Genomic DNA, 22722 nt, shown 5'->3' with positions numbered 1-22722 from the left:
CCATGTTAAAGACAATAAAAAGAGCAGAGGTTAACATCCTCTAGCTAGAGAGCCGACACATTTTTCACCTCCAAGGTGTTGAAACAGTTGTCTTATGAGACGTGAGAATTGTAGGTTCGGCTTCAGCGAACAAAAATGGCGGGTTGGAAAACCCGCCCTGCAAAGTATTACCCGGATACTCACGACTCACGACCCACGTCCCCCGACTTGACCGAATTAGTGCATACTTCTACCGGATGACAATCTTCTGAGAAGCGACGAAGCCGCATCCGGAATTTCCGGCTTTAGTTCAAACGTGTCACTTCCAACCGAAACGACACCGGTCCGGACTGGTTCAAGCGTTTTGACGAACTTCTTGATGCTGATTCCAGTCCGAGCTTCGATATGGCGCGCGACTGCGAGCGCCGTGAACACAATCGTCAGATGCGCCTCGATTGAGTCCCGTTTGTGGTGGAAGACGGGTCTGGCCTTCAGGTCGGACTTAGACATGCGGAAAGATTTCTCTACCTGGAAAAGCTGGTGGTACGCGTCAATCACCTGTTGCGCCGGGATGCCCAGGTCTGTGAGGTAGCCTTTGATGCCGGCCCGGCGGCGGGCCTCCTCAACAAGCGCAAGGTTGATCTCCCTTTTGTCACCCGTGATTTTCAGAAACCTGTTCCGCTTGATGTCTGCCTTCTTGTCGATAATCTTCTGCGCCTTCGCAACCGTTTTGTCGATGTTCGACAAGTCGAGCGCGGCCCGTTTCTGGCGATACTGGAAAATCTCCCGGCGTTTTGTGCGCTTGCCGTCGATTGTGACTGTCTTGCTCGACTCAAAGATCTGGCCGTCCTCGAAATCTTCGTCTCCCGACAGGTGCACTTCTATTTCGTACGGCGTCTTCGCGAGTTTCGACCCGATGATGTAGTGGTACCCAAGACGCTCGAGAACCTCGATGTTCCCTGCGGAAAGCATGGCGGCGTCAGCAGTGACCGTGATGCCGGAAAGCCCGTGGCGCTCCTTGAAACCCGCGAGCACCGGGACAATCGTCTTGACTTCAGCGCGGTTGCCCTCGAAGCTCTGGATTTCGAGCGGGAAGCCCGACCTGTCGACCAGCAGTCCGACCGTGATCTGCGGCTCGAGCCTGCGCTCTTTCGAAAGCCCCGGCTTCCTGTATTCGTCGTCTTTCTGTATCTCGAAATATAGCGTGGTCACGTCGTAGAGGACGAGCGTCAGAGCGGCCTTGGCGGTTCGCTTAAAGCACATGCCGCTGACGGCGTCCCTGTATTTGTTGTCGACAATCCGTTTCAAGCAGCGATGGATGGAAGTATTGGACGGCGCGTCAAGACCCAGCCCGTCAAGGATGCGGATCGTGTCAAGCTTGGAGGCTGGCTCGATGATCCTCGCGAGGACGAGTTGCCTGAAAACAGGGTCGTCTACCGCGTTAAACCCGAGCGTGTCGTATACGCCGTTCAGCACGTCCCATAGCAGCCCCGAATACGACCTTTTAAGCCGCGCCTCCCTGTCGCTTTGTTTCGGAAGGTCAAAAGCGAGGGACAATTGGCCTTCGTGCATCTTCACATGGGCCAAGGCGCAGAGAAGCTTGAGTTCGGCGTCGTTATGAGCCGTCCCGATGTGCACGATAGCGGTACGCTCACGCCCGCGTTTGTACTCGATCTGGACAGAGGTCGCGCCGCTTTTGCTTTTTACTTTTCGGATATAAGCTGGCATACGTTGATTGTATACCGAAATGCCGTTAGTAACCACCCCGTTAGTGCATACATTTTTGCCCTGACGCTATAGCAAAATGCCTATTTTTCAAGGTTTTTTTGGCATGAAAGGTTCGCAATTCACAAAAAGCGGTCAAGTCAGGTATTACCCGGATACTCACGACTCACGACCCACGTCCCACGACTAAAATGAGACAGAGGCATAAAAGCCCCTGTCTCGTCACTTGACTGGCTGTGTAATAATTGTTTTTACTTAGATGCCGTAATAATATTTTACTTTATCAACCAGCTCCTGCAGGATCATTTTCACTTCGCGCAGTTCACTTTCAAGGTCGTTAAGTTTCTGGCACATACTGGGGCTGCAGTTCTCTAATTGGGCGCATTCAGTACAGGGGTCAACATAAGCCTCCCGGCATTGATCCATTATAAAACCTCCCTAAATTTCCTTAGAGTTTTTTATATTCTAAACTGCACCCTGGGCCATCATGGCATTGGCCACTTTGAGGAAACCGGCGATGTTGGCGCCCGCCGCCAGGTCGCCCTCGCAGCCGTATTCTCTGGCTGCTCCGCTGATCTGACGGTAAATGTTGACCATAATGTCTTGTAATTTGGCGTCCACTTCTTCAAATGTCCAGGAAAGCCTCATGCTGTTCTGTGACATTTCCAGGGCCGAGGTGGCGACTCCGCCGGCGTTTGAAGCCTTGGCCGGTCCAAACAGGAGCCCGTTATCCTGGAATGTTTTTATTGCCCCCGGTGTTGACGGCATATTGGCGCCTTCCGCCACAGCCCAGGTTCCGTTGGTGACCAGTATTTTGGCCGACTCCTCGTCAATCTCGTTTTGTGTGGCGCAGGGCAGGGCGATGTCGCACTTGATCGTCCAGATCCCCTTTGAACCTTCGTAGTACTGGGCAGAAGGATGGTCCTTCACATATTCTTTGATTCTCTTTCTTTCAATCTCTTTTATCCGTTTAACGGTGTTCAGCTTGATCCCTTCCGGATCGAATATGTAGCCGTTGGAATCGCTCATGGCCACTACCCTGGCGCCCATTTGCTGGGCCTTTTCCACCGCGTAGATGGCTACATTGCCGGAACCGGAGATAACCACAGTCTTGCCGGCAATTTCTTTCCCGTTATCCTTAAGCATTTCCTCAAGAAAATACAGCAGCCCGTAACCGGTGGCTTCGGTCCTGGCCAGGCTGCCGCCGTAGGTCAGGCCTTTGCCTGTAAGGACTCCATGGTACAGCATGGTAATCCTTTTGTACTGGCCGTATAAAAATCCCACTTCCCGGCCGCCGACTCCGATATCGCCGGCAGGCACATCCACATCAGCTCCGACATACCGGAAAAGTTCGGTCATGAAACTCTGGCAAAAACGCATGACCTCGCTGTCTGATTTCCCTTTGGGATCAAAATCGCTCCCGCCTTTGCCGCCGCCAATGGGCAGGCTGGTCAGTGAATTTTTGAATGTTTGTTCAAAGCCAAGAAACTTAATAATGCCCAGGTTTACGGAAGGGTGAAAGCGCAGGCCGCCCTTGTAAGGTCCGATGGCGCTGTTGAAGTGGACCCTGAATCCGCGGTTCATCTGTATCCGTCCCTGGTCGTCGTACCAAGGTACCCGGAACATAACTTGCCGCTCCGGTTCCACGATTCTGCTTAACAGACCGGATTCTGCAAACTCAGGATGTTTTTCGAGGACAGGCTTCAAAGATTCCAATACTTCCAAAACCGCCTGGTGAAACTCAGGTTCGTTTGGATCCCTTCTTTTTACCTGTGCCATTACCTCATCAATAACTTTTTGTGACTGCCCCAATAATAAAACCTCCTTATTTATATATTTTTTGGTATTACTTGCTTTCAAAGGCTGGTCCGATACGCAGCTGCGGCCCGGTACATGCGGCCGGTTATCAGAAGCGTGAAAGATATTCCTGCAGTTCCCACGGGTGTACGAATGTTTGGAAACGCTCCCATTCTTCACCCTTGACCCTTGCGAAACGCCGGTAGATATATTCGCCCAGGGTAGACCTGGCCAACTGGTCGGAAGCCAGTTCCTGCAAGGCCTCTCCCAGGGTGTGAGGCAGACAGTCAACCCTGGCGCTCTGTTTTTTATTCTCGTCAAACTCAAAAATGTTTTCAGCGAGGGGGGGCGGCTGTGGAAGTTTCTGCCGGATTCCCTCCAGTCCCGCTTTTAAAATAACAGCCAGGGCAAGATAGGGGTTGCACGCCGGATCCGGGTTGCGCACTTCTACCCGCAGCTCGGGTTCTTTATGAGAGACTACCCGCAGCACTGAATTGCGTGTCTCTTCCGACCAGGCAACATTCACGGGCATGGTCAGGCTGTTGGGGACCAGGCGCTTGTATGAGTTTATCAGCGGATTGGTGATGGCGGTATTGGCGCGGGCGTGAGCAAGGACGCCTGCTATAAAGTGGCCGATTTCCTGGCCGGTCTGTTCGGGCTGCTTCTCATCGCCAAAATTTCCGGGATCTTTGTGGTTGAGGCACAGGTGCAGGTGCAGGGCCGACCCCGGCCTGTCGTTCAGGGGTTTGGGCATCAGGGAAGCATGCAGCCCGTAACGTTGGGCAATGGTGCGCACAATGAATTTGAAGGTTACCAGCTTGTCTGCGATAGCCAGGGCGTTGTCCGGTTTTAATATTATTCCATGCTGGCCGGGCCCTTTTTCATGGTGGCTGAAGCCGATGTCGGTCCCCATTTCTTCCAGGGTCAGCACCATGTCCCGGCGGGCGTTTTCACCCAGGTCGACCGGCGTAAGGTCGCAGTATCCGGCGCGGTCATGGGTATTGGTGGTCGGGTTGCCGTCATCGTCCGTGTAAAAAAGATAAAATTCCACCTCCGTGCCCACCCAGGTTTCAAACCCCATGCCGGATGCCTCAGCCAGCACCCGTTTCAAAACACTGCGTGAACAGCCGGGGTAGGGAGACCCATCCGGATTCGCCACATCACAGATAAACCGGGCCACGGCTTCTTCACGGGGACGCCAGGGCAGTACCAGGAAAGTGGAAGGGTCCGGCAGCAGGACGATGTCCTGTTCCTGCTGGCTGACAACTCCGTCAACCACGGCGCTGTCAAATGCCACTTTGCCGGCCATAGCCCTTTCCATATCCTCAGATGTTACAGCGATATTTTTTAATGCGCCGAAAATATCGGTGAATTGCAAACGCAGGAACTTAACGCGTTCCTCTCTTGCTTTTTCCAGGACGTCTTCACGGGTTAGCATTTCTACCTCCCATACAAATATTATTTTTGTGCCTTTAAAAATGGACACAAGAATCCCTTTTGTTTTAATCTAATGGATTTATCATAAAAAAGTCATAATAGACAGCAGCCTAAATATAAAAATTTCATAAAAAAAACACCCAGCCATGTTTTTCGGCAGAGTGTGGTTTTTATGAAATTTTATAATATTTATCAATCTAATGCCAGCTGGTAGCCAATACCGTGGATTCCGATAATGTACACTGGGTTTCCGGGATCATCTTCAATTTTTTTGCGCAGGCTGCTGATATAGTTTCTCAGGTAATGGAGCTCGTTGCGGTATTCGCTGCCCCACACCCGGGTCAGCAGGTCCTCGTGTGTAATTATCTTTCCCGCGTGACAACCCAGGTGGTACAGGATCTGGTACTCTGTAGCGGTAAGCCGCACCTCCCGGCCTCTGACAAAGACTCGTCTCTGGGCGAAATTGATCACCAAATCGCTAAACTTATAGATTGAGCCCTTTGGAAATTCTTCTGACGGGTGAGCTCTCCTGAGGATCGCTTTGACCCGAAGCAGCAATTCCTCGACGCTAAAGGGCTTGGTTATATAATCATCCGCCCCCGCGTCGAATCCACGGATCCGGTCCTGTTCACGGGCTCTGCCCGTAAGCATAATAATCGGGATATCGGAGAATTCACGGATTCTTTTGCATGCCTCAAAACCGTTAAAAGGGCCGGGCAGCATAATATCTAAAATCATCAGATCAAAGCTGGTTGTTTCCAGCATCTCAATGGCGGTTTTCCCGTCAGAGGCGGTGCTGACGTTATAACCGCTGGCCAGAAGGTTTACTTTAACCAATCGCACCAGGCGGGGTTCGTCATCCACGATCAGGATTGTTTTACGTTTCATATTGAACCTCCCCACCGCCCTGTGGATAGTCATCAGGTTCATCTGTGTGTTTGCCTGTGGGCAGTGTGAAGTAAAGAGTTGTACCATGGTTGACCTTGCTTTTAGCCCAGATCCTGCCGCCATGGCTGAGGATTATTTGACGGGCCAAAGGCAGACCCAGGCCAATACCCTTTTTGTTTTCCAGGATGCCGTCAGTTGTCCGGAAAAATTTTTCAAACAGCCATTTCAAATGCTCGCTGTTAATGCCGATGCCCTGGTCAGAGACCGAGACAACAACCTCAATAGCTGTCACTTTGCCCTTGATTTCAATTTTAGTCTCTTCTTTGGAATATTTAACAGAGTTATCCACCAGGTTGCGCAGCACCTGCTCAACTCTGTTTGAGTCTGCTTCTACCAGCGGGAAATCTTTCGGGAAATTAACGATGAAATCATGGTTTTTATTGCGGTAGGATTGATCCTTGAGTACCTTGTTTACTATTTGGGGTATCGAAATGAGTTCTTTTTTTAGTTCCATTTCACCTTTCCAGCTAAAGGTGGAGGAATCCAGCAAATTATCGATCAGACTTTCAATGTGGTCAGTTTCCTCAACAATAATGTTCATGAATTCTTTTTCCGCTGCAGGATCCCAGGCAACGTCTTCCCGCATCAGGGTTGTGATATAGCCCTTGATACAGGAAAGGGGTGTTCTTAGATCGTGGGACAATCCCGCCAGCATTTCCGACCACATTTGAGCCATATCCTCGGAAGGAAGAAAGTATGAGGCGGATTTCTTGTTTTTGTTAATAGTATCCAGGCTGCAGGCAACGATATGGGTTATCGCCTTGAGTATTTCTGAAACGGGGAAGGAATTGAGCAGCAGGGCCTCGCCGCATACCATTAAAAAGCCTTTCCTGCCGGACATGGGGAAACACATTATATCAAGGCCGGGGAGTTTGCTCCTGCAGACCATCTCCTGCCGCACCGGGCAATCCAAAATAAGGCACGGCACGTCCCTGTGGGCAAATGAATCCTGGCGTGAGCACCAGAGTGTTTCCACGGGCACTTCCATAGATCCTTTTTCTTTTTCCCGGTTTGCCTGGGAAAAGTAAACTATAAAGTGCTTTTCCATCCTGATTCCCATGGCTGCATTGTTAATACCCATGGTTTCCACAAGCCAGTTGGGAATACGTTCAAAATTGCCCTGCTCTTGCAGAATTTTACCGGCCAGGTAAAGCATTTTAATTGAAATATCAAAAGGGTAATCAATTTTTGAAATTTTATTCATATTATACCTGACTCCTTATAAGACGGCATAACACGACAAGGCATAAGCCTTTTGCCCGATTAATATAATAGCAAGACTCGTGATTAATTCAAAAATATGGGGTTGTATAATATATAATTCGAATAACAGAGTTTTTTATTATTCGTGAACCAATCTGCAATATCCTCCATTTTATTAACATAAACAAAATCATTTGCTTTAAATTATGCCTTTAATTAAATAAAAAAACCGCCTGCTGGCGGTTTTCTGGAAATAGTTATCATATTTTATTGGTTTGCCAATTCCAAGATCCTGGATAATATCACTTCCCTGCGAAGGTTTATAGCATTAAAATCCATATGAGGGATGTAATACTTTTCCATTTCGTCATGCATCTTTTTAGCCCTGCCGATAAAAGAGATCGCCTGTTCCATACACTGCCGGTACATCCCACGCGCCGTCCCCTTTTCCGCCAGGTATGCTTCATTAATAACTGGATCAACGCAAGTCATAGTGTCGATAATAACGTCATCTTTTTTAGGATTATATATATGCGGCTCAACATTGTTTATAATTGCTATACTAAGATCGTGTATTACAAGGTGATCAATTACCTTAGGATTAAGAGCGCAGTGAAATGCTGTAACGTTATAACCCCTTGCCAGAGAAGCCTCCATTAAGCGTCGGACAAGAGTAGTTTTGCCGGTACCGTCATCGCCATTAATGATATACCGTTTGCTAAGATGCCCAACTACAGTTTCCAGATGGCTTACAGGACCATCGGGCGTAATTGCCGTGGCAAAGAGGTGGCGTGATTTTGGGCTGTCTGTATAATTAATTTTTCCTTCAAAAATATCGTGTGTTAGATCTAACACCATTCTGTCAAAAGCCCCTACATTAAAAGCATTACTCTCTGTGTAGTATGTTTCCACCTCATCAAGAAAGAGTTTTGCGCCGGCCAAATGGACATACGCCCTCCTGAAAAGTCTTCCAATCTCTTTGTTTGTAGCAAGGATCTCTTTTTTGTTGTTCTGTAATCCTTCCACATTCCAATGGTCTCCCAAATGTATAATTTCATCTACCGCTCCGGGGTGTTTCGGGTCAACTATGTGCGGACTTGTTCCATCCAGGAAAGCAACACGGATTGCAGGTATAACTATCCCATCCAGAGAACCGTTGTCGGAAGAGCAACAGTGGTACTCTACGTCATAACCCCTTACCAGCATATCTTCACCAATTTTGCGCATGAAAGTGGACTTGCCTACCCCTGGCCCGCCCTTGATTACAAAAATACGTGTTGCATCAGGCTCAATAATATAATCGTAGAATGAATAAAAACCATATGCTGTATTTCCACCAGGGAAAACCTTGCTCAGTCTGCCCTTCGACACTTCATAACCCCCTTGTTTTGAGAAATTATTTTATGAATCTTTCAAATAAGGTTGTGCCTTAATTACTACATAAAAAATTATGTTAACTTAAGTTAAATAATGATACTTTTAAAAAAAACAAGGCTAAAATACTGTCCTTGTAATATATAACCTCTATTACTATAAAATGGTACTATTCCCGATCCTGTTCAGTTAACCATAATGCAAAAACATTAAGCTAAAATTCGAAAGCAAGGGATTTCTTCCTACCCTTAATTTAAAATCTTCTGATGCTTTTAACTTCCATTTATGTATCATTTATCTCAAATATAATATTTTTATAAAAATATTGATAATTTTATAGTATGGAAATAGGTTTTTGGTATAATTCTCTAAAGGTTGTATTGTACATATTTATATACATTAAAAAGCAATAAAACACATTACGGTGTTTGATAGTGTTTATAAAATCAAGGGTTAGGAGCCCCTATGGGAGCGTGGTTACAACCAGGCGCGACGCGGTACCGTACAGCATATTTAATCTGATTATTCTGCAATTTTTATGTATCTTTTTTAAAAAGGCCGTGTTAAAATACATGTTATAAATTGTTTGACATTTTAAAATTGCTGTTGAAAGGTGCGCGTCCCTATGTTCGGGACCCGGATTGTGATAGCCGATGCTGACGCAGGTTATCGCAAAAAAATAAAAGAAATGCTCGTTCAGGCCGGTTACCTGGTTACCGGCGAGGTGGGAGACAGCCGGAGCGTCCTGAAGGTGATTTCCCGCACCGAGCCGGACCTTGTGATCATGGACCCGAAACTCCCCGGGGCCCACGGAATGGATATTATTAAAATTATTGAAGAACACAGGGCCGCCCCGGTAATCCTTCTGACCGAGTCTCATGAACAAGGCCTGCCTGAGGAAGTAAAAGGCATCATGGTTTTTGGCTGCCTTCCCAAAACTTTAAGTGATGTTCAGCTGCTTAACGCTGTTGAGCTTGCCATTTATAATTTCAGGAAATACATAAAATTGATGGAAGAGAATAAAAGGCTGAAAAAGGCCCTGGAGGAAAGGAAGCTTGTTGAAAAAGCCAAGGGGCTCCTGATACAGGCCAAGGGGCTTTCTGAAGGAGAAGCGTATAAATATTTGCAGAAGCTGAGTATGGACAACTGTATCCCTATAGCGGTGGTCGCCAGCCGTATTATAACTCAGCTGAGGAAAAAATGACTATAACTGTGGAAAGTTTATATAATTTACGGTGGAGGAGATGTTCAAATTCTTATGTACAAGGTTTTAAAAAAAGAAATCCTGGCGCCGTCTTTAAAGCTCTTTGAAATTGAAGCGCCGCTGGTAGCCAGGAAGGCCAGGGCCGGGCAGTTTATCATTCTCCGGGTCCATGGTGAAGGTGAGCGGATCCCCCTGACAATTGCTGATTTTGACCGCGGCAAGGGCACCGTCACCTGTGTTTTTCAGGAGGTGGGCAAGACTACCAGGGAACTGGGCACGCTGGATGAAGGAGACTGTGTCAGGGACTTCGTGGGGCCCCTTGGCGTCCCTTCCCATATCGATACGTATGGCCGGGTTGTCTGTGTCGGCGGCGGTGTGGGCGTCGCACCAGTTTATCCGATAGCCAGAGCCTTGAAAGAAGCTGGGAACGAAGTTATCGGCATTATGGGTGCGCGGACGCGTGAGCTTGTCTTCTGGGAGGACAAGATGAGAGACGCCTGCAGCGAGCTGCGGGTAACTACCGATGACGGGTCTTATGTGCGCCGGGGGTTTGTCACCGATGTGCTGCGTGAGGTGATTGAAGAGAAAGGCGATATCGCTCTTTGCATAGCTATCGGCCCGCCGCCCATGATGAGGGCGGTGGCAGACCTGACCAGAAAATATAACCTTAAAACCGTCGTAAGTTTGAACTCGCTGATGGTGGACGGCACGGGCATGTGCGGTTGCTGCCGGGTTACCGTTGGCGGCGAAACAAAATTTACCTGCGTGGACGGGCCGGAATTTGACGGCCACCAGGTGGACTTTGACGAGATGGCCCGACGCGCTGTAATATACAAACCGCAGGAAAAGACAGCTTTGGATCTGTACATTGAAAAGGGCGCCCAAAAGTGTGAATGCGGCTGCGGGGGTGAATAAAATGGCTGAAAAGAACAAAATTATACCAAACAAGAATCCGATGCCTGCCCAGGATCCGTTTGAGCGGGCCAGGAACTTCAATGAAGTGGCCCTGGGCTACAGCGAAGAGGAGGCCGTAGCTGAAGCCGGCCGCTGCCTGCAGTGTAAGAACGAGCCCTGCAGCCAGGGCTGCCCGGTGGAAGTCGACATCCCCGCCTTTATCAAGCTGGCCGCCCAGAGGGATTTCAAAGGCGCCATTAAGAAACTGAAGGAAAAAAACGCCCTGCCTGCCGTTTGCGGCCGGGTTTGCCCCCAGGAAAACCAGTGTGAAAAATACTGCACTCTCGGAAAGAAACATGAGCCGGTCGCTATCGGCCGCATCGAACGCTACTGCGCTGACTGGGAGCTGGCCAACGGCGTGCTGCCCCAGGAAACCAGCCCCTCCAACGGAAAGAAGGTGGCGATCGTGGGATCCGGCCCGGCCGGGCTGACCTGTGCGGCAGACCTGGCCAAAATGGGCTATCAAGTTACCGTATTTGAGGCGCTGCATATACCGGGCGGCGTGCTGATGTACGGCATTCCGGAATTCCGCCTGCCCAAGTCGGTGGTCCAGGCCGAAGTGCAAAACCTGAAAAAGCTTGGTGTGGATATACAGGTAAACGCTGTGGTGGGCAAGTTCGCCACAGTTGACGAATTGACAGGCGAGTATGGCTTTGACGCCGCCTTTATCGGGACCGGCGCCGGCCTGCCCCATTTTATGAGAATACCCGGCGAAAACGCGTGCGGGGTATACTCCGCCAACGAATTTTTAACCCGCACCAATTTAATGAAAGCGTACCTTTTCCCCGGCTATGACACGCCGATCCGGATCGGCAGGAAAGTGGCGGTGCTGGGCGGCGGCAACGTGGCTATGGACGCGGCGCGTACGGCCCTGCGGCTGGGTGCGGAGGAATCCTGGATTGTCTACCGGCGTTCCAGGAACGAGCTGCCGGCGCGCCACGAGGAAGTGGAGCACGCGGAGGAAGAGGGAGTCAGGTTCGCCTTCCTGACCAGCCCCACCAGGATATTATATAATGACGACTACTGGGTGACCGGGATGGAGTGCCTGCAGTATGAGCTTGGCGAGCCGGACGAGTCCGGAAGGCGCAGCCCGGTGCCGATAAAAGGTTCAGAGTTTACCATTGATGTGGATACTGTGGTGGTCGCTATCGGGCAGGGGCCGAACCCCCTGGTGCCGAGGACCACCAAAGGGCTGGCCTGCAACCGGAAAGGCAATATCACAGCTGACCCTGAGACAGGAGCCACTTCCCTGCCGGGCATATTTGCCGGCGGCGATGTGGTAACCGGGGCTGCTACAGTTATCCTGGCCATGGGGGCGGGACGGACGGCAGCCAGGGCCATCAACGCCTACCTGGCTGATAAATAATATAATTGATATATTTGTATTTAAAAAAATTATCAAATTTTTAAAAATAATGATTGAAATTTTTAGATAAAATGCTTATACTTCTTATATTAAGGAAAAACTAAAAAACATAACTAGGGCAACGGCGTCCTGGAGAAACCTTATTTTTAAGGTTTTCTCGGGGCGCTTTTTGTTTTGGAGGTAATGGCTATGAGCACTGACAGCAGAGAAGAAGTGCTGGAAAAAGCAAGAGAGTCCAATGTCAAATTTATCCGCCTGCAGTTTACCGATATTCTTGGTTCTTTTAAGAATATCGCTATTACTATCGAAGAGCTGGAAAGAGCCCTGGACGGGAAGGTCCTGTTTGACAGTTCGGCCATAGAGGGGTTTGTCCGCAACAGGGAGAGCGACATAAGCCTTCTGCCCGACCCGGACACTTTTGAAATATTTCCCTGGCGGCCAAGAGACGGCTCCGTAGCCCGGCTGATCTGCGACGTGTGTCTGCCGGACGGCAGCCATTTTCCCGGCTGTTCACGCTCCGCCCTGAAAAGGGTTTTAAAAAGAGCGGCCGCTATGGGATTTGACCTGCGGGCGGGGGCGCAAATAGAATTTTTCCTGTTCATGACAGACAGCGAGGGCAAACCGACCACCGTTACTCATGACCAGGCGGGATACTGCGACCTCTCACCGGTGGATTTGGGTGAGAACGCCCGCCGTGACATGGTGCTGACCCTGCAGGAGATGGGGCTTGATATCTCTTCCTCCCATCACGAGAAGGCCCCCGGGCAGCACGAAATATATCTCAGGGAAGACAGCGCCCTGACCATTGCCGACAAAATCGCCACATTTAAATTTGTGGTGCGCACGGTGGCGCAGCGTCACGCCCTGCATGCCTCGTTTATGCCAAAGCCGGTCAGCAGCCTGAGCGGCTCCGGCATGCACCTGAACCTGTCCCTCTGGAGCGGCGGTGAAAATGCTTTTAACGACGATGCCGGTCACCTTGGCCTCAGCCAACAAGCCCATCATTTTATAGGCGGCATACTGAGGCACGCAGGTTCCATTACCGCTGTGGCCAACCCGTTGGTCAATTCTTATAAACGCCTTTTGCCCAACGGGCTGAGCCCTGTTTTAGTAGCGTGGTCGGAGGAGAACCGCAGCACCATGCTCCGTGTTCCCGCCCAGCGTGGCAGCGACGCCAGAATTATTTTGCGCAGCCCGGATCCTACCTGCAACCCTTACCTGGTCCTGGCGGCCTCGTTGGAAGCCGGTCTGAGCGGAATGGAAGGGAAGACAGAGCCTCCGCCGCCATTTCCGGAGAACAGCCCGGAAATTAGAGACCTGATAAAGATCGTCAGGAAGGAAGGCCTTCCGCGCAACCTGAGCGAGGCGCTGCGCGCCCTGACAGATGACATGGTTATCCAGGACGCCCTGGGAGAACATATTTCCCGCCGTTTCCTGGACAGCAAGGAAGCGGAGTGGGAAAGGTTCCAGGCCCAGGTACACCAGTGGGAACTGGACGAATACCAGCTGAATTATTAGAAATAACTTAATTTTGCGTACCGGGTACCAAAATATTAAGTTATTATAAAGTTTTTCCCACTTTTTGCTCAGCAAAGAAATTTGGACAGACAGGAGGGATGAAGCCGGGGACAGTTTAGTAACGGCATCAGCGCTGGCAGGCAATATTTCAGTTAAGCAGTGGGAGAATTTCAGGTAAAGATAGATTTTACACATTAGAGATAAGCAAGAGGAGGATGGTACAAGTGAGTATAGGACAGCAGAAGTCTAACGATGTTTTGGGTACGGTGAACCGCGGCAACCCCGCCGAATCAGGGCTGTGTACATTATGCCGGGCGGATTGCCAGGGCAAATGTGAAACCTTTATGTCCTGCATGAAAGGGCGTAAGATGCTTTACCCCAGAGACTTTGGAGCAATTACTGCCGGCAGCGACAATATCACCCATGTGGGAGTTTCCTATAATTCCCTCCGTGTGCAGGGCTACAACTACGGCGCCTATGGCCTGGCCAAAGGACTTTCCAGTGAAGCGGACGACTGCATTTTCCCGAACGTCAATATCGAAGTGGAGTTTGGCAATGAAGTCAAGACAAAATCCAGGCTCCCCATCCTGTCCGGCGCCCTGGGTTCAACCTTTGTCGCCGCCAAGTACTGGGAGTCTTTCGCGGTCGGCGCGGCCCTCGTCGGTTACCCGATTGTAGTCGGTGAAAACGTTGTCGGCGTTGACAAACAGTCGGTTATCAAAAACGGCAGGATCGAGATATCGCCTGAACTCGACCGCAGGGTGGACACTTACCTGCGTTATCATGACGGGTACGGCGCCATTATTGTCCAGATGAACGTTGAGGATACCCGTAACGGTGTGGCTGATTATGTCTTAAGGAAATACGGCGACAAAGCGATCATCGAGCTGAAGTGGGGCCAGGGCGCCAAGGATATCGGCGGCGAAATCCAGGTAACCGACCTCGACTACGCTGTTTTCCTAAAAAACAGGGGCTATATCGTAGACCCGGATCCGACCCTGCCCGAAGTCCAGCAGGCATTTAAATCAGGCGCCATCCGTTCATTTGCCCGCCACAGCCGCCTGGGCTACACTGATCTTTCCAGCAGTGACCAGGTCCAGGAGTCTTTCATGACGGCAATTGATGACCTGAGAAAAATGGGGTACAAGAGGATCACCTTGAAGACCGGTTCCTATGGTATGGAAGCGCTGGCCATGTCCATCAAGTTTGCCACGGACGCCAGGCTGGACCTCCTGACCATTGACGGCTCCGGCGGCGGTACCGGCATGAGCCCCTGGAACATGATGGAGACCTGGGGCGTGCCTTCCATTCTGCTCCACTCCAAGGCCTATGAATATGCAAGCATCCTGGCTCAGAGAGGCAAAAAAGTAGTTGACCTGGCCTTCGGCGGCGGCATTGCCAGGGAAGACCAGATGTTTAAGGCACTGGCCCTGGGCGCTCCCTTCGCGAAGATGATCTGTATCGGCAGGGCGACGATGATCCCCGGGTTCCTGGGTGCTAATATTGAAGGCGTACTGAAACCGGAGCGCAAGGCGGCTGTGAATGGAAACTGGAATGAACTGGCCAAGTCCGTGGCGGAAACAGGCGCCAAGCCCGAGGAAATCTTTGCCGGTTACTATGACGTCCAGAAAAAAGTGGGCGCCAATGAAATGAAGAACATTCCCTTCGGAGCAATCGCTATCTGGACGCTTTGCGACAAACTGGCGGCAGGACTGCAGCAGCTTCTCGCCGGCGCCCGCAGGTTCGATATCTCGGAAATTTCCAGGTTCGACCTGACGTCGGGCAACAGGGAAACCGAGAGGGAAACAGGCATACCGTTTATAACAGAAGTACAAGACGAGAAAGCCAAGAGACTGTTAAACAGTTAATAAACGATCTTTAGCCAGTTAAATAAATAATCATTGATCTCTTTGAAAATAATATATAGAATAATCTAAAGAACATGATAGCTTGGATACGATGATGTATCTGTTGGTTTACCGGCGACGTTGCCCTCTTAAGGCCTTTTTTGGCCTGCCCGAGGGCATTTTACTTATACCTTTTGAAGGGAGGCAAAGCCATGGGGGAACAAAGAGTAATCATAATCGACAGCGATGCCGCCTGGAGAAAAACTATCAAGAACCTGATCGGCAAGATGGGCTACTGGGTGGTAGGAGAGGCTGAGGACGGCATAACCGGTTTAAAGCTGGTCAGGGCCAGGCAACCTGATCTTGTCATAGCTGAAGCTTTTTTGCCCGGCACGGACGGTTATGAAATAGCCAGGATTATACATGAGGATAAACTGGCGCCGGTTATATTAATTGCGTCCTCCACGCAGCAAAATGTATTGGAAAAAGCCAAGGCTGCCAAAGTATTTGCCTTCCTGGTCAAGCCGGAGCTGGAGTATAACCTGATTCCGGCGATAGAATTGGCCCTGACAAATTATCAGGAGATCATCAAGCTTGAAAATCAGATCAAGGACCTGCAGGATACCCTGGAGACCAGGAAAGTTGTTGAAAGGGCCAAGGGTATCCTGATGGAAACGATGGGCATACCGGAAACAGAAGCATTTAAAAGAATACAGAAGCAAAGCATGAACAGGCGGATTTCCATGCGGGCGGTGGCCGACGCCATAATCCTGGCTCATAATCTGTAGACAGTTTATACCGCCAGCGGGCTTGTCTAAATATCAATAGAATATTTTTTTCGGATACGCAGTTGTGTCTGAACGGGGCAATGGTGCTCTTAATGGCAGAGTTCAATTCTCTGCTGTTAAGGGCATTCTTTGTATATTGTACCATCCTCATTATTCCCTTTGTTCAGCGCAACTTACGGACAAAGGGCTTTTTTTAAGAAAATCAAAAAAAACTATTTCAATTGCTATTTTCTATGATATACTTGTGATATATTTTTATTCACAAGTGAAGATGAGGGTACGGCGTTGTACTCTTAATGAGGGGCGATGGGGCCAGCGAGCGGGTTTTTTTACCTGTGTGCATAGGCCTTTTTTTCGTAATTGACCTCCTCTCGAAATATTTAAAAATACTGAAAGGTGTGATCAGGATGGCTAAGTTTACCAACGACGACGTGCGCAGCCTTGCCAAGGAATGGGGAGTCAAATTTATAAGGCTCCAGTTTACCGACATCTTCGGCATCCTTAAGAATGTCGCCATCACGGTTGAGCAGCTGGAAAAGGCATTGGAAGGGGAATTGATGTTTGACGGTTCTTCCATTGACGGGTTTGTCCGCATTGAGGAATCTGACATGTACCTGCGCCCGGACCCCTCTACATTTACGATTTTCCCCTGGAGGCCGCGTGAAGGCGGCGTGGCCCGGCTGATTTGTGACGTTTATACTCCTGACGGCACTCCGTTTCTGGGGGACCCCCGCAATGTCCTGCGCAGGGCAGTGCAGGAAGCCGGTGAGATGGGCTATGTTATGAATGCCGGCCCTGAGCTGGAATTTTTCCTCTTCCACCTTGACAACGAAGGAAAACCCACCACTATCACACAGGACCGCGCCGGTTATTTCGATATGGCGCCGGTTGACCTGGGGGAAAATGCCCGCCGCGATATGGTTTTGATACTTGAGCAAATGGGCTTTGAAATAGAAGCTTCCCACCACGAGGTCGGAAGCGGTCAGCATGAGATTGACTTTAAATACTCGGATGCTTTGGACATAGCGGACAAAATTGTCACCTTCAAGTTCGTGGTGCGCACCACTGCCCAGCGGCACGGCCTGCACGCGACATTCATGCCTAAACCGATATACGGGATGGCCGGTTCCGGCATGCACACAAACCAGTCGCTGGTGAAGGACGGGGAGAATGCCTTTTATGACCCAACCCAACCGGATGGGCTGAGCGAGGAATGCAGGTACTACGTGGGCGGCCTGATGAAACACGTTAAAGCGATCACCGCCATCGCCAACCCCACGGTCAACTCGTATAAACGCCTTGTTTCAGGTTTTGAGGCGCCGGTATACATCGCCTGGTCGGGACGAAACAGGAGCCCGCTAATCAGGATTCCGGCCAAGAGAGGCATGTCCACCCGTATCGAACTGCGCAGCCCCGACCCGGCCTGCAATCCCTACCTGACCCTCGCGGTATGTCTAAGAGCGGGTCTGGATGGGATAAAAAATAAAATCCTGCCGCCGGAGCAGTGCAACCGCAATATTTATGAGATGTCCCCGGCCGAGAGAGCACAGCTGGGAATAGAAAGCCTGCCGGAAAACCTGAAGGAGGCTGTATGTGAACTGGAAAAGGACCAGGTGCTCAGAGATACCCTTGGTGAACATGTTTTCGACAGATTCATAGAGGCGAAGAGAATCGAGTGGGATCGCTACCGCATCCAGGTCCATCCCTGGGAAACTGTTGAATACCTGTCCAAGTTTTAAGTAAACAGTGTTAAAACAAACAAATTTAAAACAATTTCACAGGATTAACAAGATTAAAAGATGATTAGCAGGATTATTTATAGAATTAATACCCAATCAAGGGAAAAGCATATATTGGAGTATATTTATCGGGCTCGATGAAGTGCCCGGATAAAGTTTTAGGCAATGAAGCCTTCGCTGCAAGCTTGCGGTAATTTACGCAGGCCTGAAGTGAAGGCTTTTTTGTCAATGTATGATTGTGAGGTCTCGTATTATGAACAGCAGCGGAATACCTCCCAGACAAGGTCTGTACGACCCGGTTTATGAGCATGACGCCTGCGGCATGGGGTTTGTGGCTAATATTAAAGGATTGAAGTCAAATGACATATTGCGCAAAGCCCTTACCGTACTGGATAACCTTGACCACCGCGGAGCCAGGGGGGCGGAGCTCGATACCGGGGACGGCGCTGGAATCCTTATGCAGATCCCGCATGAGTTCTTTAAAAAGGAGTGCGCCAGCCAGAATATCGACCTGCCTCCAGCCGGCGGTTATGGCATCGGTATGCTTTTCCTCCCGAACGACCCGGCCTTAAGGAAGAAATGCGAGCGGGAGCTGGCGGGGATTGTCGGGGAAGAAGGCCAGGTCCTGCTCGGGTGGCGTGACGTCCCCACAGATGACTGCACGCTGGGTGAGACTGCTAAAAAGGAGCAGCCTTACATAAGACAGGTTTTTATTGCCAGAAGTCCCGAAATAGAAGATATAATGGCCTTCGAGCGCAAACTTTACGTTATCCGCAAGAGGGCTGAAAGCGAAGTCCGCTCCCGCTGCCTGCCGGAAGGCGGCGCCTTCTATTTCGCCAGTTTTTCCTGCCGGACCATTGTATATAAAGGGATGCTGATCCCGGCACAGATAGCGCAGTATTACCAGGACTTGAACGATCCTGGCGTGGAGACCGCCCTGGCCCTGGTCCATTCCCGCTTCAGCACCAATACGTTTCCCAGCTGGGAGAGGGCGCACCCTTACCGCTACCTGATCCATAACGGTGAAATCAATACCCTGCGGGGGAATATAAATTTTATGCTGACCAGGCAGTCGCTGTGCTCCTCAGAGCTTTTTGGCCCGGATATGGCCAAGGTTTTTCCGGTGATCGACCAGGACGGCAGCGATTCGGCCATGTTTGACAACTGCCTCGAGTTTTTATCCCTTACCGGCCGTTCACTGCCTCACGCCGCGATGATGATGATCCCGGAACCGTGGTCCAACCACGAAAGCATGAGCGACGAAAAGAAAGCCTTCTATGAATATCACAGCACTTTGATGGAACCGTGGGACGGTCCTGCCTCCATCGCTTTTACGGACGGGACCGTAATCGGCGCGGTATTGGACCGGAACGGACTGCGCCCGTCGCGTTATTATGTCACCAAGGACGACCTGATTGTCCTTGCCTCCGAGGTGGGGGTGCTTGATATTCCGCCGCAAGATATTGTCTTGAAAGAACGGCTGCGCCCTGGACGGATGCTGCTCGTTGATACCGGAGAGGGGCGTATAATCAGCGACCAGGAACTTAAGTCAAAGATATCCGGCGCATACCCCTACCGGCAGTGGCTGAGGCAATACCTGGCCGATCTCGATGATCTGCCGAAAGCGCCTTATTTACCTGAAACTGATCACGAAACCATACTGCGGCGGCAGCAGGTCTTCGGCTACACCTATGAGGACCTGGTGAAAGTTTTGGAGCCGATGGCTAAAGACGCTGTCGAGCCTGTGGGGTCAATGGGTAACGACGCTTCGCTGGCCGCGCTGTCGGATAAGCCGCAGCTATTGTACAGCTATTTCAAGCAGTTATTCGCCCAGGTGACTAACCCGCCGATTGACTCGATAAGAGAAGAAATTATTTTTGCTGTTGAAACGACGGTCGGCTCAGAGAAAAATTTAATCAGGCCGGAGCCTGAGAGCTGCCGGAGGATCAGGCTTAAGAAGCCGATCCTGACCAACGGCGAACTGGCCAGGCTGCGGCACCTGAAAAGGGAAGGCTTTAAAGCTGAAACCCTGCCGATCCTGTTCAGGGCTGATGAAGACAGCCGGGGCCTCGAGACGGCGATGAGAGACCTTTGCGGCGAGGCTGACCGGGCAATAGCAGGCGGCGCTAACCTGTTAATTTTATCCGACCGGGATGTTGACGCTGAAAACGCGCCGATTCCCGCTCTGCTTGCCGTAGCGGGACTTCACCACCACCTGATCCGCCAGGGCTCCAGGACCAGAGTCAGCCTTTTGCTGGAGTCCGGAGAACCCCGTGAAACACATCATTTTGCAGTCTTGCTGGGTTATGGAGCCAGCGCGATAAATCCTTACCTGGCGCTGGAAACGCTGGAAAACATGTGCTTCCAGGGAATTATGACCGGCGTTACACCGATGAGGGCGATGCAAAATTACATTAAGGCGGCAGTTAAGGGCGTTGTCAAGGTGGCCTCCAAGATGGGCATATCTACCATTCAAAGTTACTGCGGGGCGCAAATCTTTGAAGCCATAGGTATTCACCGTCAGGTTATTGATAAGTATTTTACCTGGACTGCCTCCCGCGTCGGCGGTATAGGCCTGGAGGAGATATCTGGGGAGGCTGTTTTTAGGCACCAGCGGGCGTACGCGCCAGGGGCAGACAGCACGCTAGACTCGGGTTCGGCCTTCCAGTGGCGTTATGACGGGGATGAGCGCATGTTCAACCCGCAGACGATAGTGCTGCTGCAGGAAGCCTGCCGCAGCGGCGATTATAGTAAGTTTAAAAAATACTCCCGGCTGGTTAACACTCAGAAAACCGCCCTGCGCAGGTATTTGAGCTTTAAACCGGGCCGCGACCCGGTGCCCATAGATGAAGTGGAACCGGTGGAATCGATTTGCCGCCGCTTTAAAACCGGGGCCATGTCATTCGGTTCGATCAGCAAAGAGGCCCATGAATGTATGGCCATCGCCATGAACCGCCTCGGGGGCAAAAGCAACACGGGCGAGGGAGGGGAGGACCCGGCCCGCTATCAGCCCCTGCCCGGAGGGGATTCCCTGCGCAGCGCCATCAAGCAGGTGGCTTCCGCCAGGTTTGGCGTTACCAGCGAGTACCTGGCTAACTCCGATGAAATTCAGATCAAAATGGCCCAGGGGGCAAAGCCCGGCGAGGGCGGTCAGCTGCCTGGGCGGAAGGTCTACCCGTGGATAGCCAGAGTAAGGAATACTACGGCCGGGGTGGGTTTGATTTCGCCCCCGCCGCACCACGACATATATTCAATTGAAGACCTGGCCGAGCTGATCCACGATTTAAAGAACGCCAATCCAAAGGCCAGGATAAACGTCAAGCTGGTTTCTGAGGTGGGCGTGGGAACGATAGCGGCAGGTGTGGCCAAGGGAAGGGCCGATGTCGTGCTGATCAGCGGATACGACGGCGGCACCGGCGCCTCACCCCGCACAAGTATCAGGCACGCCGGTCTGCCCTGGGAACTGGGAGTGGCCGAAACCCACCAAACCCTGGTGCTCAATAACCTGCGCGACAGGATCGTTGTGGAGACAGACGGCAAGCTGATGACCGGCCTGGATATAGCCATGGCGGCGCTCCTTGGCGCGGAAGAGTTCGGTTTCGCTACAGCCCCGCTGGTTGTTATGGGCTGTGTGATGATGCGGGTATGCAACCTGGATACCTGCCCGTGCGGTGTGGCCACCCAGAACCCGGAACTGCGCCAGAAATTTACCGGAAAGCCTGAGCACGTGATCAACTTCATGCGTTTTGTGGCCCGGGAGCTGCGCGAGATCATGGCTGAACTGGGATTCCGGACGGTCAACGAGATGGTCGGCCGCACCGATGTGCTGGAACAGAAAGAAGCCGTCGGCCACTGGAAGGCTAAAGGCCTGGATCTGTCGGCGCTGCTCTGGCAGCCGGACGTCCCGGCCACGGTTGGCAGGTACCGCCGGAAAGAACAATATCATGCCCTGGAGAAGTCTCTGGACCGGCGGGTCCTGCTGGAATTGTGCGAGCCCGCGCTGAATCGCGGCGAAAAGGTCGCGGCCAGGCTGCCCGTAAAAAACACCAACCGTGTTGTCGGTACTATCCTGGGATACGAGGTTACCAGCCGGTACGGCGGGAAAGGGCTGCCTGAAGATACAATCCAGCTGTATTTTGACGGCTCAGCCGGGCAGAGTTTCGGCGCCTTTATCCCCAAAGGCATTACCATGACACTGGAAGGCGACGCCAACGATTATTTCGGCAAAGGCCTTTCAGGCGGTAAGCTGATCGCTTTTCCCCCGGTGAAGTCAGAGCTTGTGCCTGAGGAAAATATAATAGTCGGCAACGTGTCACTGTACGGCGCCACGTCCGGCGAAGCTTACATCCGTGGTGTGGCCGGCGAGAGGTTCTGTGTCAGGAACAGCGGCGCGAGCGCCGTTGTGGAGGGTGTCGGTGACCATGGCTGTGAATATATGACCGGCGGCCGGGTAGTTGTTTTGGGCCTAACCGGAAGAAATTTCGCCGCCGGCATGTCGGGCGGCATAGCCTACGTGCTTGATGTGGACGGGACCTTTACAGACCGCTGCAACCGCGAGATGGTCCATATCGAGGCGCTGGAAAACGCCGGCGAGATAGATGGGGTCAGGGATATGATCGCGAAGCACCTGCGCTATACCGGGAGTGAACGCGCTGTCGCTGTCCTGGACAACTGGGAAGTAATGGCGCCGAAGTTTGTTAAAATTATTCCCAAAGATTACAAGCGCATGGTCCAGGCGATAACGAAGGCCCAGCAAATGGGATTGAGCGGCGACGACGCAATTATGGCCGCCTTTGATGAAAATATTAAGGACGTCTCCCGGGTCAGCGGCAACTAATCTGTT

Annotated in this window: 15 protein-coding genes; 8 read left to right on the top strand and 7 right to left on the bottom strand. The window is 51.2% G+C overall.

Translation table 11 applies throughout. The features are described 5' to 3' along the window. Positions 1 to 216: 216 nt before the first annotated feature. The 7 genes from ACOBQJ_RS08075 to ACOBQJ_RS08045 all read right to left on the bottom strand — a co-directional run bounded on the left by ACOBQJ_RS08075 (position 217) and on the right by ACOBQJ_RS08045 (position 8460). Positions 217 to 1707, bottom strand: a complete 1491-nt coding sequence (locus ACOBQJ_RS08075; protein WP_421071236.1) for an IS1634 family transposase — start codon at positions 1705 to 1707, stop codon at positions 217 to 219. A 252-nt stretch (positions 1708 to 1959) separates the two neighbouring features. Further along, positions 1960 to 2130 (bottom strand): hypothetical protein, encoded by a 171-nt coding sequence (locus tag ACOBQJ_RS08070; RefSeq protein ID WP_421071235.1) that lies wholly within the window; start codon positions 2128 to 2130, stop codon positions 1960 to 1962. 39 nt (positions 2131 to 2169) lie between these two features. Next, positions 2170 to 3516, bottom strand: a complete 1347-nt coding sequence (gdhA, locus tag ACOBQJ_RS08065) for an NADP-specific glutamate dehydrogenase (RefSeq protein ID WP_421071234.1) — start codon at positions 3514 to 3516, stop codon at positions 2170 to 2172. 94 nt (positions 3517 to 3610) lie between these two features. Continuing rightward, positions 3611 to 4939, bottom strand: a complete 1329-nt coding sequence (locus ACOBQJ_RS08060) for a glutamine synthetase family protein (RefSeq protein ID WP_421071233.1) — start codon at positions 4937 to 4939, stop codon at positions 3611 to 3613. Between the two features lie 191 nt (positions 4940 to 5130). Beyond that, entirely contained in the window at positions 5131 to 5826 is a 696-nt protein-coding gene (locus tag ACOBQJ_RS08055; protein ID WP_421071232.1) for a response regulator transcription factor, read from the bottom strand. Further along, entirely contained in the window at positions 5816 to 7090 is a 1275-nt protein-coding gene (locus ACOBQJ_RS08050) for a sensor histidine kinase (protein WP_421071231.1), read from the bottom strand. Before ACOBQJ_RS08050 ends, ACOBQJ_RS08055 begins: the two co-directional genes overlap by 11 nt. Before the next feature lie 266 nt (positions 7091 to 7356). After that, positions 7357 to 8460, bottom strand: coding sequence for a PRK06851 family protein (locus ACOBQJ_RS08045; RefSeq protein ID WP_421071230.1), 1104 nt, complete (start codon positions 8458 to 8460; stop codon positions 7357 to 7359). A gap of 628 nt (positions 8461 to 9088) precedes the next feature. Between ACOBQJ_RS08045 and ACOBQJ_RS08040 the strand changes: the two genes are divergently transcribed. From ACOBQJ_RS08040 to gltB, 8 genes are all read left to right on the top strand, one after another. Further along, positions 9089 to 9667 carry an ANTAR domain-containing response regulator gene (locus tag ACOBQJ_RS08040; RefSeq protein WP_421071229.1) on the top strand — a complete coding sequence of 193 codons (579 nt, stop codon included), beginning with the start codon at positions 9089 to 9091 and terminating at the stop codon, positions 9665 to 9667. A 54-nt stretch (positions 9668 to 9721) separates the two neighbouring features. Next, positions 9722 to 10582 (top strand): sulfide/dihydroorotate dehydrogenase-like FAD/NAD-binding protein, encoded by an 861-nt coding sequence (locus ACOBQJ_RS08035; protein WP_421071228.1) that lies wholly within the window; start codon positions 9722 to 9724, stop codon positions 10580 to 10582. 1 nt (position 10583) lies between these two features. Continuing rightward, entirely contained in the window at positions 10584 to 11987 is a 1404-nt protein-coding gene (gltA, locus tag ACOBQJ_RS08030; protein ID WP_421071227.1) for an NADPH-dependent glutamate synthase, read from the top strand. A gap of 189 nt (positions 11988 to 12176) precedes the next feature. Beyond that, the gene (gene glnA / locus ACOBQJ_RS08025; RefSeq protein ID WP_421071226.1) at positions 12177 to 13505 is read left to right on the top strand and encodes a type I glutamate--ammonia ligase; all 1329 of its coding nucleotides are present in this window, start codon (positions 12177 to 12179) and stop codon (positions 13503 to 13505) included. Between the two features lie 224 nt (positions 13506 to 13729). After that, positions 13730 to 15373, top strand: a complete 1644-nt coding sequence (locus ACOBQJ_RS08020; RefSeq protein WP_421071225.1) for a glutamate synthase-related protein — start codon at positions 13730 to 13732, stop codon at positions 15371 to 15373. 191 nt (positions 15374 to 15564) lie between these two features. Beyond that, entirely contained in the window at positions 15565 to 16140 is a 576-nt protein-coding gene (locus ACOBQJ_RS08015; protein ID WP_421071224.1) for an ANTAR domain-containing response regulator, read from the top strand. A 407-nt stretch (positions 16141 to 16547) separates the two neighbouring features. Continuing rightward, complete coding sequence (glnA, locus tag ACOBQJ_RS08010; RefSeq protein WP_421071223.1) at positions 16548 to 17879, top strand: type I glutamate--ammonia ligase; 1332 nt, start codon at positions 16548 to 16550, stop codon at positions 17877 to 17879. A gap of 253 nt (positions 17880 to 18132) precedes the next feature. Next, the gene (gltB, locus tag ACOBQJ_RS08005) at positions 18133 to 22716 is read left to right on the top strand and encodes a glutamate synthase large subunit (RefSeq protein WP_421071222.1); all 4584 of its coding nucleotides are present in this window, start codon (positions 18133 to 18135) and stop codon (positions 22714 to 22716) included. Positions 22717 to 22722: the final 6 nt, after the last annotated feature.

This window comes from Pelotomaculum propionicicum, from assembly GCF_048984525.1.
Classification (GTDB): domain Bacteria; phylum Bacillota; class Desulfotomaculia; order Desulfotomaculales; family Pelotomaculaceae; genus Syntrophopropionicum; species Syntrophopropionicum propionicicum_A.
The sequence above is the reverse complement of the archived record's forward strand: the minus strand, read 5'-3'. Positions and strand labels throughout refer to the sequence as shown.

Coding starts and splice junctions, on each gene's coding strand:
- gltA (WP_421071227.1), top strand. CDS start 10,584: ATGGCTGAAAAGAACAAAATTATACCAAACAAGAATCCGATGCCTGCC.
- ACOBQJ_RS08015 (WP_421071224.1), top strand. CDS start 15,565: ATGGGGGAACAAAGAGTAATCATAATCGACAGCGATGCCGCCTGGAGA.
- ACOBQJ_RS08040 (WP_421071229.1), top strand. CDS start 9,089: ATGTTCGGGACCCGGATTGTGATAGCCGATGCTGACGCAGGTTATCGC.
- ACOBQJ_RS08055 (WP_421071232.1), bottom strand. CDS start 5,826: ATGAAACGTAAAACAATCCTGATCGTGGATGACGAACCCCGCCTGGTG.
- ACOBQJ_RS08060 (WP_421071233.1), bottom strand. CDS start 4,939: ATGCTAACCCGTGAAGACGTCCTGGAAAAAGCAAGAGAGGAACGCGTT.
- ACOBQJ_RS08035 (WP_421071228.1), top strand. CDS start 9,722: ATGTACAAGGTTTTAAAAAAAGAAATCCTGGCGCCGTCTTTAAAGCTC.
- ACOBQJ_RS08075 (WP_421071236.1), bottom strand. CDS start 1,707: ATGCCAGCTTATATCCGAAAAGTAAAAAGCAAAAGCGGCGCGACCTCT.
- glnA (WP_421071223.1), top strand. CDS start 16,548: ATGGCTAAGTTTACCAACGACGACGTGCGCAGCCTTGCCAAGGAATGG.
- ACOBQJ_RS08070 (WP_421071235.1), bottom strand. CDS start 2,130: ATGGATCAATGCCGGGAGGCTTATGTTGACCCCTGTACTGAATGCGCC.
- ACOBQJ_RS08050 (WP_421071231.1), bottom strand. CDS start 7,090: ATGAATAAAATTTCAAAAATTGATTACCCTTTTGATATTTCAATTAAA.
- gltB (WP_421071222.1), top strand. CDS start 18,133: ATGAACAGCAGCGGAATACCTCCCAGACAAGGTCTGTACGACCCGGTT.
- glnA (WP_421071226.1), top strand. CDS start 12,177: ATGAGCACTGACAGCAGAGAAGAAGTGCTGGAAAAAGCAAGAGAGTCC.